Source organism: Marinobacter sp. F4206 (assembly GCF_019392195.1).
GTDB lineage: Bacteria > Pseudomonadota > Gammaproteobacteria > Pseudomonadales > Oleiphilaceae > Marinobacter.
On the sequence record NZ_JAHXKI010000001.1, the window covers coordinates 289,137 to 304,162 of the forward strand.

The window sequence follows — 15,026 nt, forward strand, 5'->3', positions numbered from 1 at the left end:
ATGAAAACGTCAGAGTGTAACTTACCGAATTTATAGTGATAAGAAGAGAAAAATAATTAAAACAAGCGTTCGATCGAGCTTGACACAACTTGCCACTAACCATAAAGTCGGATTGCGAGGTCGGCTCCAGACGGGATCCCGCTCAGGCTCCAGCAGCCAGGGAGATCTAAGCCGTCGCCATGACAAGACAATCATCACAAAGGGTAGAACAATGTCTGTAGCTCAGGTATTTGAACAGCTCGAACAGAACTTCAACGCAGACGCGGCGCAAGGCCTGGACCTGGTATTCCAGTTCGATATCGAAGACGACAAAACTTACCACCTGGTCATCAACGATGGCACCTGCAAACTGCACGAAGGCCCGCATGACGATCCTTCCGTTACCCTGATCATGAACTCCGAGACTCTGCAGGGCATCGTATCCGGCGAGACCGACGGGATGCAGGCATTCATGGCCGGCCAGCTGCGCGCTGAAGGCGACATGATGCTGGCGACCAAGCTGGGCGAACTGTTCAAGATGGGCTGATTGCCCTGACCGCAGTTCACAAAAAAACCTGCGCAACGCGCAGGTTTTTTTTGCTTCAGTATTGCCGTTCTACTGGTCCCACTCCTGAACTGCCTCGCGAGCCTGCTGGTTCACCGGCACCGCAACCAGACCTGACGTCGACAGTCGCACGTCAAACAGGGCGCCATCCCGCATCGGCATAAAGGTGGCATTGCCGTAAATGCCCTCAATGAACGGCATGTTGAATTCCCGGTCCAAGGCCCACAAATCCGGCCAGGTCACATCACCCAGTCCAACAACCGATCTCGGCTGAGAGCGCTCCTGCTCAAGCGAGGTGTATCGTCCCCCCAACCGCTCCAGACGATAGCCTGGTGCGATACCGATCCAACGCAAAGGCCCCGAGAACCGGATAATCCGCGCATCAACCTGCCATTGATCACCTCTCAAGGTCTCCACGAAAGGCGAATCATCGCGTGGTTCGAGGGTAACGCGCCAAAGCTGGTCATCTTCACGCTGGGTCGAAATTGTCGCTACGGTTTGCATCCCTTCCAGCGACTGATACCCGGAAATGTTAACCGCAATCACCAGAACATAGGCACCCAGCAGCATCAAGCCGAAAACAGCCATGCCTTTCAGCCAGCCCAGCAACCAGCGCGGGCGCAGGAAAAACAACAGGCCGACGATAACCAGAAGCGCTCCGGCTGCGGCCAGGACAATAGCTGCCAGCTCGTGAGACATTGCGCTACAAACCTACATCAGTCAGTGAAGTTTGTGCCAGCTTGAGAAGATCCGCATTCCGGTCCTCGCGCTTGCCGATACTCTCGATGTAATATTCAAGCGAGGTCAGTGCATCAGCCAGTGCTTCGAGAACCTGCATGGGAGGTGCTTCTCGGGAGTCAAGCAGACGCTCCTGGATGGAGGCCGCCACACGCTCCAGAACACTCGCCGCGGCGGGATCATTGACCATCTGCAAGCCGCCCCAAATGCTGTGGAGTGTGGCCGGAAGGTTGGCCAGATGGAGCTTATCGTAATCCGATTCCATGAAGGCCGTAATTGCGCGTTTCGCGAGCGTCAAAGCACTGCGCGCTTCATCCGCTACGACAAACAGTGCTTCACGTAGATACACAGATTCGTCCCGGTTCCGCTGGCCGCTGGCAAGGGCATCGGTTTCGGAGGTGATGCCGCGAGTGACGATCTGCATGATCGCGTCTTCAATACCCAGCACCGAATCGGCAAGACGATACAACTCGTCATCGCCCGGCAAACGGGATTCTTCTTCCCAACCACGCAACCTGGCTGCCTCTTCGCGGGAAACCGCGGCAAGCTTGTTCAGATCCAGCATGAGCAAGGTATTGGCAAGGCGTTCAAGAGCGTCGGCGATCGAAGACAGTTCCGCCAGATCCGGCTCGATACCACGCTCAATGATGTCCAGTTTGTCCTTTAACTGGTTCAGCTCGTCCTGCAAGGCATCAGAGAGTGATTTCAGGACATCGCTGCCCGGGCCATATAGTCTCCGGGCATGAGCCTCCAGCATTGAATCCGGAAACTCGGCTGGAGTCAGGCGGTAGGCCGACAACACGCTGGTCACTTCGGGATTGGCCGAACCGCTCCGGTAAAGCAGGTAGATCAGGTCCCGCACCAATGAATCCGGGGCATCCTTGGCGGTCGCCACCTTACCAACGTACACCACTTCGCGGGCGTACTTTTCGATGCGCATGAACATGCGCTTGCGAGCCTTGGTAAAGACCATCGCCCTGTCCAGCATGGTGTCAGCGACAATCGATACCAGACACCACATCTGCCCCATTGGAGCACCCTGACACAATCGAGCCAGGCCGCGAGCTGAGCGACCCACCAGCTTTTTGCTCACCACATCATTGCGGTCCTTCAGGATACTGAGCAAAGCGACCTGGAACGTCAGGCGCATCCGACGCGCAAGAATTTCATATTCGGACTCATCACCCTCAAAAGATGGGACCTGGATACCGGAGCAAAAGTCCGGGCGCTCCTTGACATCAGCATCAAAGAAGCAGGATTCCGGATATGGCTTTTCCCGGCGGGCTTCCCGCAGATCGTTGATGACGGGCAGCAGCAATTCCGGGTGGTCTTCCCTTTGCTGATGGTAGTATTCGACGTATCGACGGAGGATAAACAGTGCACTGTTCAGCGTGGTGAGGAGAATGTTTTTGTCGTCGTTTGCACCAACAGGAACGTCGTTGGCCATACTAACGGCTTCCTGGCAAAGCAGCGTACCGCCACGCAGCTCAACCAGAATAAAAATGCCACGGAGCTGGTTGATGAAGTCCACGCAGTTCTGGAGATCTTCCCCACTCTCACGGTTTTCCTGAAAGCGCTCAAGGCTGGATTCTGCCTGCTTGATGGTCTGTTCTATTTCATTCTTGACCAAATCAAACGACTGCGATTTCGTCGCCAGAGACGATTGAACCATAAACGCTTCCTGTTAGTTTGCGGAGACTACCGCTTCCTCATAGTGACTATGGCCCGTCCGATGAACTGACAGGCTTTTTTGTTATGAGCCGGCTCAACCCTTCCCGGCCAGTACTGCCCTTAAACAGGGATCAGTTCGCAAAAAACTGGCGAACTTATCATTACTTATAACACAAAACTCAAGTACCTCAAGAAAGCGGGAATGTAACATTTGGTACAGGCTGACCCAGTTCTCATTCAACTTATCGGAGTTTTCCCCAGACCGTTTCACCGGCCTGCTTTTCCAGCATTGCCATGAACTCTTCGTGGGCGGCACTCTCCTCATCCGATGCTTTGATGACCGTCAGCGCACTGCGGTCATCCGCTAACCGGCGGATCCCGTTACTGCTACCGCCTTCCTCGGCACCAGCATCCAGCGAGAGCGCTGTCTGGCCGCCGGTAAGAAGCAGGTAGACATCCGCCAGTATCTCGGCATCCAGCAACGCACCGTGCAGGTCACGATTGCTGTTATCAACACCGTAGCGTTTGCACAAAGCATCCAGATTGTTCTTCTGGCCCGGGTGCTTTTTGCGGGCAATCGCCAGAGAATCCACAACACTACAGTGATCGGCGGTTTTCCTGACTGGCTTCAGGCGTGCGAATTCGGCGTCCATAAAGCCCACGTCGAACGCCGCATTATGAATCACCAACTCCGCGCCTTTAATAAACTCGAAGAATTCGTCCGCTACTTCCGCAAATCTGGGCTTGTCGGCCAGGAATTCATTGGTAATGCCATGGACGGTGATGGCTTCCGCCTCAACTTCCCGCTCCGGATTGATATAGACGTGGTAGTTGCGTCCGGTGAGCTGCCGCTCCATCAGCTCGACACAGCCAATTTCGATAATCCGGTGGCCTTCGGAAGGATCGATACCCGTAGTTTCGGTATCCAGTACTATCTGTCTCATAAATCACACTGCTCAATGATGTCGTTCTCAGGCTTTCGCCAGTTCAGCAACGCCACGGTTGGCCAGCTCGTCCGCCAGCTCGTTATCGGGAACGCCTGCGTGGCCTTTGACCCAATGCCAGTTAACCCGGTGCCGAGCAACTTCGGTGTCGAGTTCCCGCCAGAGGTCTTCGTTCTTGACCGGCTTTTTGGCCGAGGTTTTCCAGCCATTGCGCTTCCAGCCAGACATCCACTCGGTTATGCCCTTACGGACATACTGGGAGTCGGTAAAAAGTTCCACCTCACAGGAGCGTTTCAGCGCCTCCAACCCCCGAATAGCGGCCATCAGCTCCATCCGGTTATTGGTTGTCTCTGCCTCACCGCCATGCATCGTTTTCTTGACGTCCCCGTACCGCAGTACAACGCCCCAGCCGCCTGGCCCGGGATTGCCTTTGCAGGCGCCGTCGGTATACAAAATCACCTTACCGGCCATCGTGTCTCCTGTCCGTTACTCAGTCTTTCCTGGCACATACTGCCTACGAGCGCACCCTCTGGATGCTCCGATTGTTCTGGTTCCCGATAGTGAGATGACCTTGGCCTGTCGCCAGACCGGCTTTCTGGGGATACCGGCGTAAACGCGTTTTTTCGCAAGGATACAGTAATACGCGCCGACGGGCAGGATTCTGTTACCGCTAAGCTTCTCATCAATCAGACTTCGGGATTTCCGGCCGCTTCGCTGCAAGGGAAGGCGGAAAAAACGGGTAACCGAGGCTTCGATATTGAAGCCGAGCAGGTGCAACCAGTCTTCCATTCGGCCTCTCAGGAGAAAGCGCCCGCCCCAAGGGCCTTCACGATGCCGCGACACCAGCTTGCGCGCGCCCCAGAGACTTAATGGATTGAACCCTATCAGGGCAATGCTACCCTCGCCCCTCAGAACCCTTGCCGAATCCCGCAGAACCTCATGGGGGTAGCGGCTAAAATCTGCGCTGTGATGAAGAACCACCAGATCCATGGAGTCGCCGGGGAATGGCAATTCGTGGGCATCACAAACCGCAACGCTCTCCGGAATGTTTGGGTCCCAACGGGGCGTTGTCATGATCCGCTGGGCAAAATCCGTCCCAGTCGCCAGCGGCAGGCGATGACTGACACCGACCTGAAGCTGACGGGCCCCGGTCAGATGAGACAGCTCGTGGTCCAGCATCATCCGCTGGTCTGCGAGCAAAGCCCGCCCGAGCGGTGTCCCGAACCACCGCTCAAACGTCTCATGACGCTCCGGATAATCGATCGCTCCAGGCTTGCTCACGCTGTGTTACCCCCGCAACCAGAACCCACTGTTGGGGCCATGTGTGTAATGATCTATCATATCAGGCACATTCGTTTTGCACATGTGGGGCTTTATGTTGACCATCTCCGCCATTCCGGCGTTCAGCGACAATTACATCTGGTGCCTGTCGAATCCGGAGAACCGTAAGGCTCTGGTCGTTGACCCCGGCCAGGCCAGCCCCGTCCTCGAATATCTGGCAGACCAGGGAATGACACTGGATACCATTCTGATCACCCATCACCACCCGGACCATGTTGGCGGTGTCAGTGACCTGATGAAAGCCTTTCCCGGCTGCACTGTGACCGGCCCTGCAGAGTCTCCCTTCAAGGGCTGCACGGACACAGTCCAGCCCGGCGATGAAGTACTTTGGGAAGGCATGATGTTCCAGGTTCTCGGGGTGCCCGGACACACACTGGACCACATTGCCTATTTCTCCGACAGCGAGGTCAATGGCCGCCCGGTTCTGTTCTGTGGTGATACCCTTTTCGTCTGCGGCTGCGGCCGGCTATTTGAGGGCAAGCCGGGACAGATGCGCCAGTCGCTTCAGACCCTGCGGGCACTTCCGGAACGTACCGCAGTTTACTGCGCCCATGAATACACTCTGGCAAACCTGAAATTTGCCCGCAGCTGGCTGCCGGAAGATGAGGGCCTCAAAGAGTTCGAACTCCGATGCAAACAAAGCCGCGAGAAAGGGGACCCGACAGTACCGTCGGTATTGGGTGACGAAAAACGCCTGAACCCCTTCCTTCGCTGGGATGATCCGGCGGTTGTCGATGCAGCTCGGCACTATTGCGCAAAGCATGGACTACCCGCTGATTCCGAGAACGCCATTTTTGCAGCCATTCGCCATGGTAAGGATAACTTCTGACCGGTTAACAATTCCTCTCAAGGACGTAACGAGAGGTTTCTTGACCACCGGAAAACGCCTCCCATAGAATCGTTTCAAATTTGTGACTGTAACCCTTTAAATATGCCGGATTTTCAGACATATCGTCCGGCTTCAACGATGAGCCGGAAGTATTCTATGTCGGTCAAACGATTGTCTATCCTCTTTTTTGCCGGGACGCTTGCCAGCGGCTGCAGCCTGCTGAATCAACCCGGCGACTCTTTGGTCAATCCAACGGCCTGGTTCAGCGACACCGGAGAAAATGAAACCAACCCGCTCGAGACTGATCAGGTTACGGTTGCAACAGGAGACGAAGATCTCAAGCAGTCGGTTGAGTCCGGCTCTGGCGACAACGCCACTGTCCACGGCGCACTGGATGACGCGATCGCTCCGGAATTGAGGGATACCGCCCGGGAGGCCCGGGAAAAACTCGACAACCCCGAACAGCAGCTCGTCGAGAAGGCACCTGAGAAAACCGAGCTTTGGAGCCGCCTGCGGGAGGGCTTCGCTCTTGACCACAATGTGAATAATGAAAGGGTACGTGATCAGCTCAATTGGTATGCCAGCCACCCCGGATACATCAACCGCGTGGTAGACCGTGGCAGCCGGTACCTTCATTACATCCTCAACGAAACCGAAAAGCGTGGACTGCCCGCCGAGTTTGCCCTGCTCCCTGTGGTGGAAAGTGCGTTCGATCCGTTCGCCTATTCCCACGGGCGTGCCGCCGGCCTCTGGCAATTTATTCCATCTACCGGTAAGTATTTCGGACTGACGCAGAGTTGGTGGCACGATGACCGGCGGGACGTTGTGGCCGCCACCGATGCGGCGCTGACCTACCTGGATCGGCTCGCAAACCGCTTTGATGGCGACTACACCCTGGCCCTCGCCGCCTACAACAGCGGTGGTGGTACCGTTTCCAGTGCCATGCGCCGAAACCGGAAGAAAAACCAGCCGCAGGATTTCTGGTCCCTCGAACTGCCGCGCGAAACCCGACACTATGTACCCAAACTGATCGCCCTGGCGAAAATCTTCGACAAACCTGAGGATTACGGGATCACGCTGCCGACGCTGGAAGACGAGCCCTACTTTGAAATCGTGGAAACCGGCTCCCAGCTCGATCTCGCTCAGGCCGCAGAACTGGCCAGCGTCGATGTTGACGAAATCTATCTGCTGAATCCGACCTACAATCGCTGGGCCACCAACCCGGACGGACCGCATCGCCTGCTTGTACCCCGCGAAAACGCAGAGACCTTTCGCTCGGCCCTGGCGAACATTCCTGCCAGCAAACGAGTTTCGTGGCGCAATTACAAGGTTCAGTCAGGCGACAGCCTGATTACCATTGCCCGCAAGTTTTCCACCACACCGTCGGTGATACAGCAGGTCAATAACCTGAATTCCGACCTCATCAGGATCGGCCAGCGACTGATGATCCCGTCAGCCAGCAAGGATTCCGACACCTATGCCTTGAGCGCCGCGCAACGACTGGAGCGCAAGCAGGACCGGAAACGCGATGGCAATAAAGTCCGTTACACCGTCCGACGGGGAGACACCTTCTGGGACATCGCCCGGGAGCACCGGGTCTCGGTACGGGAAGTCGCCGCCTGGAATGGAATGGCGCCGGGTGACCCGCTGATTCCCGGAAAGAACCTGGTGATCTGGTCGAAAACGTCCAAGCCCACGGTGGTTGCCTCCAACAATGCCCGGGGCAACGCCATGGTCAGAAAGGTTGGTTACCGGGTTCGCAAAGGCGACTCGCTGTCCACGATTGCCAACCGCTTCGCCGTGAATGTGCGGGACATCGCAAGCTGGAACGACCTGAACACCTCACGTTATCTGCAACCGGGGCAAAGTCTGGTACTCTACGTTGATATTCGGAACAGTCCCTAAAGCGCGAGCAAGCCGGCGCAGGAACTTTCCCTAACTACAAGAATCATAAGGGTTCGATTAGGAACCAACGGCGTGCCGGACCGGATTCTGGCGCGCCGGCCTGACACTCCGGAACGTGCGAGACCTATGACAAGCAAACGGACAGCCTCATACCTTATAACGATCCTTTCCTCTCTCGCCCTGCTGGCCACCACATCAACCGCGCTCAGCAGCGAACAGGCCTCCGGCCCGGCAGAGCCCCAGCATGGCATCGCAATGCATGGCGAGCCCAAGTACCCCAACGGGTTTCCCCACTTTGACTATGTAAACCCCGAGGCGCCCAAAGGTGGCACCATCAAGATGGCGGTGGTCGCCAACGGCTTCGATTCCTTCAACCCGTTTGATATTCGCGGTGTCGCTGCCGCTGGCATCAGCACCTATCTCTATGACACGTTGCTCGTCTCATCGGATGACGAACCGTTTTCCGCCTACGGCCTGATCGCGGAATCCCTGGAAACGCCGAAAGACCGCAGTTATGTGACCTTCAACCTTCGGGAAAACGCCCGCTTCCATGACGGTGAGCCAATCACCGCCGAAGACGTCAAATTTTCCTTCGAAATCCTGACGACAAAAGGTCACCCCTTTTTCCGTAACTACTACGCTGATGTCGCCAAGGTCACGGTAGAGAGCCCCCAACGAATTCGTTTCGATTTCAGACCCACCATGAACCGGGAGCTTCCCCTCATTCTCGGCCAGATGCCCATCCTGCCGGCTCATTACTGGGAAACCCGGGAATTCGGTGACAACGGTCTGACGCCTCCGATGGGTAGCGGTCCATACCGGATTGGCGACTTCGAGGCAGGTCGGTCCATTACGTATGAACGGGTCGAAGACTACTGGGCGCAAGATCTGGGCGTGCGAAAAGGCCGCTTCAACTTCAACAAGATCCGTTACGATTACTACACCGACGACACCGTAGCTCTTGAGGCATTCAAGGCTGGCAACTTTGACTTCCGGGTAGAAACATCGGCAAAGAACTGGGCGACGGCGTACTCCGGCTCCAAATTCGATAACGGCAAGATCATTGCTGAGGCGATTGAGCATCACCGCCCTACCGGCATGCAGGGCTTTGCGTTCAACACCCGGCGTGAAGTATTCAGTGATCCCCGAGTGCGCGAAGCGCTCGCCTACGGGTTTGATTTCGAATGGGCCAACAAGAACCTCTTCTACGGCCAGTACACTCGAACCGACAGTTACTTCGAGAACAGTGACCTTGCTTCCTCCGGCCTGCCTCAGGGACGGGAACTGGAGATCCTGGAAGCTTACCGGGACCAACTCAGCAAAGACGTCTTCACCGAGAACTACCAGCCGCCGGTAACCGATGGCCAGCAGGGATTACGGAAAAACCTCAAAACAGCCCTCGAGCTACTCCGCTCGGCCGGCTACGCCATAAAGGACGGAAAACTAATCAACGAGAACACCGGAGAGCCGCTGGCGTTCGAAATCCTGTTGTTCCAGAAGAGCTTTGAGCGTGTGGTGCTGCCGTTCAAGAACAACCTTGCCAAGCTGGGCATCAATGTCTCTGTGAGGCTTGTTGATAGCAACCAGTATGTTCAGCGAGTCCGTGAATTTGACTTCGATATGATCACACAGGTTCTGCCGCAGTCCGATTCTCCCGGTAACGAGCAGCGGGAGTACTGGCATTCAGCCAACGTCGAGGCTGTCGGCTCGCGGAACTACATGGGGGTTTCCGATCCTGTGGTTGATGACCTGGTTAACAAGGTCATCCAGGCCCCGGATCGCGAGGAACTTGTGCAGCGGGTCCGGGCTCTGGACCGGGTCCTGCTCCAGGGTCATTACGTCGTTCCCCACTGGCACCTCGCCAAGGATCGGGTGGCCTATTGGAATCACCTGCAACGCCCCGAAATGACGCCCAAGAACGGTATTGATCTCGATAACTGGTGGGTACGGCCCTGAGCAACTGATTCTGACCCTGGCTGTAACGGAAGGAACTCTCCGCTAAATGGGCATATACATACTCCGAAGGCTGGCGCTGATTATCCCGACACTGGTTGGGATAATGCTTTTGAACTTCGTGATCGTCCAGGCCGCACCTGGCGGACCGGTCGAGCAACTGATCGCTGAAATGGAAGGCCACGGCGGCAGCGCCCTGGCCCGAGCCTCGGGTGGGGGATCCGGCGGCGAGGTGTCCAGCGCTTCCGGGGACAGCCGGGGATCCCGGGGTATCCCGGAGGAACTGCTGAAAGAAATCGAAGTTATGTATGGCTTCGACAAGCCGCCCCATGAGCGGTTTATCAAGATGCTCGGTGATTACGCCACGTTCAACTTTGGCGACTCTTTCTTTCGCGAAAAAAGCGTCACCAGCCTGATTGTCGAGAAGATGCCGGTCTCGATTTCACTCGGGCTCTGGTCAACCCTGATTATCTACGTTATCTCCATTCCCCTCGGTATCCGCAAGGCGGTAACCGACGGGTCCCGCTTCGACGTCTGGAGCAGTTCCGCCATTGTCATTGGCTACGCCATTCCGGGCTTCCTGTTCGCAATTCTGCTAATCGTGCTGTTTGCCGGCGGCAGTTACTTCGACTGGTTTCCCCTGCGCGGGCTCACCTCGCCAAACTTTGACGACATGACCTGGTACCAGAAAATTGGTGACTACTTCTGGCATCTGGCCCTCCCCGTAACCGCCAATGTGATTGGCGGCTTCGCCACCCTGACGCTTCTGACCAAGAACTCATTCCTGGACGAAATCAGCAAGCAGTACGTGGTCACAGCCCGGGCGAAGGGCCTGGAGGAAAAGCAGGTCCTTTACGGCCATGTGTTCCGGAACGCCATGCTCATCGTGATTGCGAGCCTCCCCGGCTTGCTGGTGGCGCTGTTCTTCACCGGGTCGTTGCTGATTGAGGTTATCTTCTCGCTTGACGGGCTTGGACGCCTCGGGTTTGAGGCCGCCCTGAACCGGGACTACCCGGTGATCTTCGGCACCCTCTATATCTTCACCCTGATGGGCCTGATCCTGAAGCTGATCAGCGACATCACTTACGTTCTGGTGGATCCCCGCATCGACTTTGAAAGCCGGGAGGGCGCGTAGGCATGAAATCGCTGACGCCCATCCAACGGCGACGACTCAGGAATTTCCGGGCCAACGGGAGAGGCTACTGGTCTCTGTGGGTGTTTCTCGCACTGTTCGGCCTGTCACTCATTGCGGAGGTGATCGCCAACGACTCGCCACTCGTTGTGTCCTACCAGGACACCCTGTACTTCCCGGTGGTGGAGTCCGTATCCGAGGAAACGTTCGGTGGTTTCCTGCCTACTGAGGCTGATTACCGGGACCCCTTCATATCCAGTGAGATCGAAGCCAATGGCTGGATCATTTGGCCACCGATCCGTTTCAGCTACGACACCATCAACTACGATCTTGAGGTACCCTCACCCGCACCGCCGAGTCCGGAGAACTGGCTGGGCACCGATGATCAGGGACGGGATGTCGCCGCCCGGGTAATCTACGGCTTCCGGATTTCTGTGCTGTTCGGCCTCACCCTGACCTTCGCCAGCTGCATCGTGGGTGTTGCGGCTGGTGCCATTCAGGGCTATTACGGCGGTAAGATAGACCTGCTTGGCCAGCGCTTTATCGAGGTATGGTCCGGGCTCCCGGTGCTCTACCTACTAATTATCCTCTCGAGTATCGTGCAGCCAAATTTCTGGTGGCTGCTGGGTATCATGCTCCTGTTCAGCTGGATGGGACTGGTTGACGTCGTTCGGGCCGAATTCTTGCGGGCGAGGAATTTCGAGTACGTGAAAGCGGCCAGGGCCCTGGGTCTGGACAACCGGAAGATCATGTTCCGCCATATCCTGCCCAATGCCATGGTCGCGACGCTGACTTTTCTTCCCTTTATCCTGACCGGTGCCATAACCGGTCTGACATCACTGGATTTCCTCGGATTCGGTCTGCCCTCTGGCTCGCCGTCGCTCGGGGAACTGATCGCGCAGGGGAAAGCAAACCTGCACGCGCCATGGCTCGGCATATCCGCCTTTGTCTCCCTTTCGGTCATGCTGACGCTCCTGGTGTTCGTCGGTGAGGCCGTCCGCGATGCTTTTGATCCGAGAAAAAGCTGATATGAGCAACCTGTTAGAAATCTCCAATCTGTCTATCTGCTTCGATCATGGCCCTCGGGCGGTGGATTCCCTGTCATTTGCCATTCACCAAGGACAGACTCTGGCACTCGTCGGAGAAAGCGGTTCGGGAAAGTCCATTTCGGCACTGTCGGTACTTAGGTTGCTGGATGAGCGGCACGCGGGCTACCCCTCGGGAGAGATCCTTTTCCGAGGCGAAGATATGCTCAAGGCCAGCGAAAAACGCCTGCGCCAGATTCGGGGCCGCCAGATCAGCATGATCTTTCAAGAACCAATGACATCCCTGAACCCCCTGCATACGGTCGAAAAACAGATCGGGGAAACCCTGGCGCTGCACAAGGGCATGCGCAATGCCGCAGCCCGCAAACGCTGCATTGAACTGCTGGAGCTGGTTGGCATCCAAAACCCGGAAAGTCGTCTGGGCAGTTATCCGCACCAGCTCTCCGGGGGGCAAAAGCAGCGGGTCATGATCGCCATGGCGCTGGCCAACGAACCAGAGCTATTGATTGCCGACGAACCGACGACAGCGCTGGACGTCACCGTACAAAAGCAGGTGCTGGAACTGTTGCGGGATTTGCAGCAAAAACTCGGGATGGCTATCCTGCTGATTACCCACGATCTTTCCATCGTCCATCGCTACGCCGACGAAGTGGCCGTGATGGAACAGGGGAAACTGGTGGAGCTGGCAGACACCGACACGTTGTTTGACCGCCCCCAACATACCTACACCCGAAAACTCCTTGACGCTGAACCACCCGAGGCCCCGTTGGCGATCGCGGGCAACAGCGAGCCATTGCTCAAGGTTTCCAATCTGGATGTCCGTTTCTCCACCCGGAAATCACTTTTTGGCAAGGTGAAAGACTATTTCCATGCTGTCCAGAACACCAATTTCAGCCTGAACCGTGGTGAGACCCTCGGGATTGTCGGAGAAAGCGGCAGTGGCAAGACCACCATTGGTCACGCCCTGCTAAAGCTTACCCCCTGTACCGGTAGCATCCAGCTGGCAGGGCAAGAGCTTGGCAACCTCACGCAAAAACAGTTCCGCCCTTGGCGAAGCCGGATTCAGATTGTATTTCAGGATCCATTTGGAAGCCTGAGCCCTCGCATGTCCATTGCTGAAATCATCCGTGAAGGCCTCGAAATTCATGAACCCGGCAACAGTTCTGATCACGAGGAACGGGTGATCCGGGCATTACGGGACGTTGGCCTGGATCCTGACAACCGACACCGGTACCCTCACGAGTTTTCCGGTGGCCAGCGCCAGCGCATTGCCATTGCACGGGCATTGGTGCTGCAGCCTGACCTGATCATTCTGGACGAACCGACTTCGGCGCTTGATCGCACGGTCCAGAAACAGGTGATTGAGCTGCTGCGGGATATACAGGGTCGGTATGGTCTAAGCTATATCTTTATCAGTCACGATCTTGCCGTGGTTCGAGCGCTCAGTCATCAACTGCTGGTACTGCGCCACGGGAGAATTGTGGAATACGGAAACGCCGACGACATTTTCCACACGCCAAGCGAGGACTATACCCGGGAACTGCTAAGTGCGGCGTTTTTTTACCAGAACACGTCTACGACCAATTGAGCGTTACCCGGAGCGCGCGAGTTCAGGGATAATGCTCGAAAATCAGGAACACAGGGAGAACTACCCATGGGATTACTCAGTGGCAAGAAAGCACTGATCGTTGGCGTTGCCAGTAAACTATCCATCGCCTACGGCATTGCCGAAGCATTCGCCCGGGAAGGCGCCGAGCTGGCTTTCACCTACCAGAATGAAAAGCTTCAACCCCGGGTGGAAAAATTCGCCGAGCAATGGGGCAGCAAGCTGACTTTCCCCTGTGACGTCGCCAGCGACGAAGAGATTGAAAACGTCTTTACCGAACTTGGAAAACACTGGGATCATATCGACATCATCGTGCATGCCGTTGGCTTTGCCCCGGGGCATGAGCTGGATGGCAATTATGTCGACGTCACCACCCGCGATGGTTTCCGCATTGCTCACGACATCAGTTCCTACAGCTTTGTCGCACTGGCCAAGGGTGCCCGGAAAATGATGCACGAGGGAAGCTCATTGCTGACGTTGAGTTACCTGGGTGCAGAACGGGTGCTGCAGAACTACAACGTAATGGGTCTGGCCAAGGCCTCCCTCGAAGCCAACGTACGTTACATGGCAGCGAGCCTGGGTAAGGATGGCATTCGGGTAAACGGTATCTCTGCCGGCCCCATCAAGACCCTGGCGGCGTCCGGCATCAAGAGCTTCCGCAAGATGCTTTCAGAGAACGCCAAACAGGCGCCACTGCGTCGCAACGTGACCACCGATGAAGTGGGGAACGCCGCCGCCTTCTTGAGCTCTGACATGGCCAGCGGCATTACCGGCGAAATCATGTATGTTGATGCCGGATTCAACATTACCGGCATGGCTCAAATGGAAGAGTAAGTCCCGACAGAAGCTTCCAACACCAATGAAAAAGCCGGCCCGGGGCCGGCTTTTTTATGGCTCAGGGTTAGTCCTCCGCCATCGCTGCCGCAACCGCTTCTAACCATTCCACATAGGCCGTGTCGTCAGATTCCTGTATCTGGACGCCAACAAGGAACTCGGTCTGATGGGGACGGCACCACACCACTTCCACAATCAGCGTAAACGGCTCTGGATGCCTACCGAGGGATACCAACGCCGGAAGTAGTGCTCCAAGGGATATGGGCTCTTTCGAAAACAGACACAATCCGCGGGCCGATATGTCGCGGATCCGGCATACCAGTTCCCGCCTCTGTCTATCCGACCCCGGTTCCGGCATCTCTGACTCGAGCTCCAGCGTCGCTCGTGCCGTGGCAGTCAGTCGGTAGTCTGTCCGATTGTCCGGTCCGTCCACTTCCCGGTCCGGCCTGCCAAAATCGTAGTCTGCGTCGCTCATTTTTATTT

General features: G+C 56.4%; 14 protein-coding genes. 8 read left to right on the top strand and 6 right to left on the bottom strand.

Annotated elements, in window-relative coordinates:
* The first annotated feature begins 211 nt into the window (after positions 1 to 211).
* Positions 212 to 526, top strand: a complete 315-nt coding sequence (locus KZO34_RS01415) for an SCP2 sterol-binding domain-containing protein (protein WP_219472613.1) — start codon at positions 212 to 214, stop codon at positions 524 to 526.
* Between the two features lie 69 nt (positions 527 to 595).
* Here the strand turns inward: KZO34_RS01415 and KZO34_RS01420 are convergent, their stop codons facing one another.
* The 5 genes from KZO34_RS01420 to KZO34_RS01440 all read right to left on the bottom strand — a co-directional run bounded on the left by KZO34_RS01420 (position 596) and on the right by KZO34_RS01440 (position 5,178).
* Positions 596 to 1,243, bottom strand: coding sequence for a multidrug transporter (locus KZO34_RS01420; protein ID WP_219472614.1), 648 nt, complete (start codon positions 1,241 to 1,243; stop codon positions 596 to 598).
* Positions 1,244 to 1,247: 4 nt separating this feature from the next.
* Positions 1,248 to 2,954 carry a chemotaxis protein gene (locus KZO34_RS01425; protein WP_219472615.1) on the bottom strand — a complete coding sequence of 569 codons (1,707 nt, stop codon included), beginning with the start codon at positions 2,952 to 2,954 and terminating at the stop codon, positions 1,248 to 1,250.
* A gap of 241 nt (positions 2,955 to 3,195) precedes the next feature.
* The gene (gene dnaQ, locus KZO34_RS01430) at positions 3,196 to 3,897 is read right to left on the bottom strand and encodes a DNA polymerase III subunit epsilon (protein ID WP_219472616.1); all 702 of its coding nucleotides are present in this window, start codon (positions 3,895 to 3,897) and stop codon (positions 3,196 to 3,198) included.
* A gap of 27 nt (positions 3,898 to 3,924) precedes the next feature.
* Complete coding sequence (rnhA, locus tag KZO34_RS01435; protein WP_219472622.1) at positions 3,925 to 4,368, bottom strand: ribonuclease HI; 444 nt, start codon at positions 4,366 to 4,368, stop codon at positions 3,925 to 3,927.
* Positions 4,369 to 4,383: 15 nt separating this feature from the next.
* Positions 4,384 to 5,178, bottom strand: coding sequence for a methyltransferase domain-containing protein (locus KZO34_RS01440; protein WP_219472624.1), 795 nt, complete (start codon positions 5,176 to 5,178; stop codon positions 4,384 to 4,386).
* Positions 5,179 to 5,272: 94 nt separating this feature from the next.
* On the opposite strand from KZO34_RS01440, the gene gloB reads away from it, so the two are divergent.
* The 7 genes from gloB to KZO34_RS01475 all read left to right on the top strand — a co-directional run bounded on the left by gloB (position 5,273) and on the right by KZO34_RS01475 (position 14,543).
* A complete protein-coding gene (gloB, locus tag KZO34_RS01445; protein ID WP_219472626.1) occupies positions 5,273 to 6,067 on the top strand; it encodes a hydroxyacylglutathione hydrolase in 795 nt (264 codons plus the stop codon).
* A gap of 156 nt (positions 6,068 to 6,223) precedes the next feature.
* Entirely contained in the window at positions 6,224 to 7,972 is a 1,749-nt protein-coding gene (locus KZO34_RS01450; RefSeq protein ID WP_219472628.1) for a LysM peptidoglycan-binding domain-containing protein, read from the top strand.
* A gap of 126 nt (positions 7,973 to 8,098) precedes the next feature.
* Positions 8,099 to 9,928, top strand: coding sequence for an extracellular solute-binding protein (locus KZO34_RS01455; RefSeq protein ID WP_219472630.1), 1,830 nt, complete (start codon positions 8,099 to 8,101; stop codon positions 9,926 to 9,928).
* Between the two features lie 46 nt (positions 9,929 to 9,974).
* On the top strand, positions 9,975 to 11,060 hold the full coding sequence (locus KZO34_RS01460; RefSeq protein ID WP_219472631.1) for a microcin C ABC transporter permease YejB: 1,086 nt from the start codon (positions 9,975 to 9,977) through the stop codon (positions 11,058 to 11,060).
* Between the two features lie 2 nt (positions 11,061 to 11,062).
* Positions 11,063 to 12,085: an ABC transporter permease gene (locus KZO34_RS01465; protein WP_219472633.1), complete on the top strand. Its 1,023-nt coding sequence runs from the start codon at positions 11,063 to 11,065 to the stop codon at positions 12,083 to 12,085.
* A gap of 1 nt (position 12,086) precedes the next feature.
* Positions 12,087 to 13,691 (top strand): ABC transporter ATP-binding protein, encoded by a 1,605-nt coding sequence (locus KZO34_RS01470; protein ID WP_219472635.1) that lies wholly within the window; start codon positions 12,087 to 12,089, stop codon positions 13,689 to 13,691.
* Positions 13,692 to 13,757: 66 nt separating this feature from the next.
* Positions 13,758 to 14,543: an enoyl-ACP reductase FabI gene (locus tag KZO34_RS01475; RefSeq protein ID WP_219472637.1), complete on the top strand. Its 786-nt coding sequence runs from the start codon at positions 13,758 to 13,760 to the stop codon at positions 14,541 to 14,543.
* Between the two features lie 67 nt (positions 14,544 to 14,610).
* Here KZO34_RS01475 and KZO34_RS01480 read toward each other — a convergent pair whose 3' ends face one another.
* On the bottom strand, positions 14,611 to 15,018 hold the full coding sequence (locus KZO34_RS01480) for a PilZ domain-containing protein (protein ID WP_219472639.1): 408 nt from the start codon (positions 15,016 to 15,018) through the stop codon (positions 14,611 to 14,613).
* Positions 15,019 to 15,026 lie beyond the last annotated feature (8 nt).

What these genes read in the sequence shown, in the direction of transcription:
- rnhA (WP_219472622.1), bottom strand. Translation starts at nt 4,368, where the DNA reads ATGGCCGGTAAGGTGATTTTGTATACCGACGGCGCCTGCAAAGGCAAT.
- KZO34_RS01420 (WP_219472614.1), bottom strand. Translation starts at nt 1,243, where the DNA reads ATGTCTCACGAGCTGGCAGCTATTGTCCTGGCCGCAGCCGGAGCGCTT.
- KZO34_RS01450 (WP_219472628.1), top strand. Translation starts at nt 6,224, where the DNA reads ATGTCGGTCAAACGATTGTCTATCCTCTTTTTTGCCGGGACGCTTGCC.
- gloB (WP_219472626.1), top strand. Translation starts at nt 5,273, where the DNA reads ATGTTGACCATCTCCGCCATTCCGGCGTTCAGCGACAATTACATCTGG.
- KZO34_RS01455 (WP_219472630.1), top strand. Translation starts at nt 8,099, where the DNA reads ATGACAAGCAAACGGACAGCCTCATACCTTATAACGATCCTTTCCTCT.
- KZO34_RS01475 (WP_219472637.1), top strand. Translation starts at nt 13,758, where the DNA reads ATGGGATTACTCAGTGGCAAGAAAGCACTGATCGTTGGCGTTGCCAGT.
- KZO34_RS01460 (WP_219472631.1), top strand. Translation starts at nt 9,975, where the DNA reads ATGGGCATATACATACTCCGAAGGCTGGCGCTGATTATCCCGACACTG.
- KZO34_RS01415 (WP_219472613.1), top strand. Translation starts at nt 212, where the DNA reads ATGTCTGTAGCTCAGGTATTTGAACAGCTCGAACAGAACTTCAACGCA.
- KZO34_RS01425 (WP_219472615.1), bottom strand. Translation starts at nt 2,954, where the DNA reads ATGGTTCAATCGTCTCTGGCGACGAAATCGCAGTCGTTTGATTTGGTC.
- KZO34_RS01465 (WP_219472633.1), top strand. Translation starts at nt 11,063, where the DNA reads ATGAAATCGCTGACGCCCATCCAACGGCGACGACTCAGGAATTTCCGG.
- KZO34_RS01480 (WP_219472639.1), bottom strand. Translation starts at nt 15,018, where the DNA reads ATGAGCGACGCAGACTACGATTTTGGCAGGCCGGACCGGGAAGTGGAC.
- KZO34_RS01470 (WP_219472635.1), top strand. Translation starts at nt 12,087, where the DNA reads ATGAGCAACCTGTTAGAAATCTCCAATCTGTCTATCTGCTTCGATCAT.
- dnaQ (WP_219472616.1), bottom strand. Translation starts at nt 3,897, where the DNA reads ATGAGACAGATAGTACTGGATACCGAAACTACGGGTATCGATCCTTCC.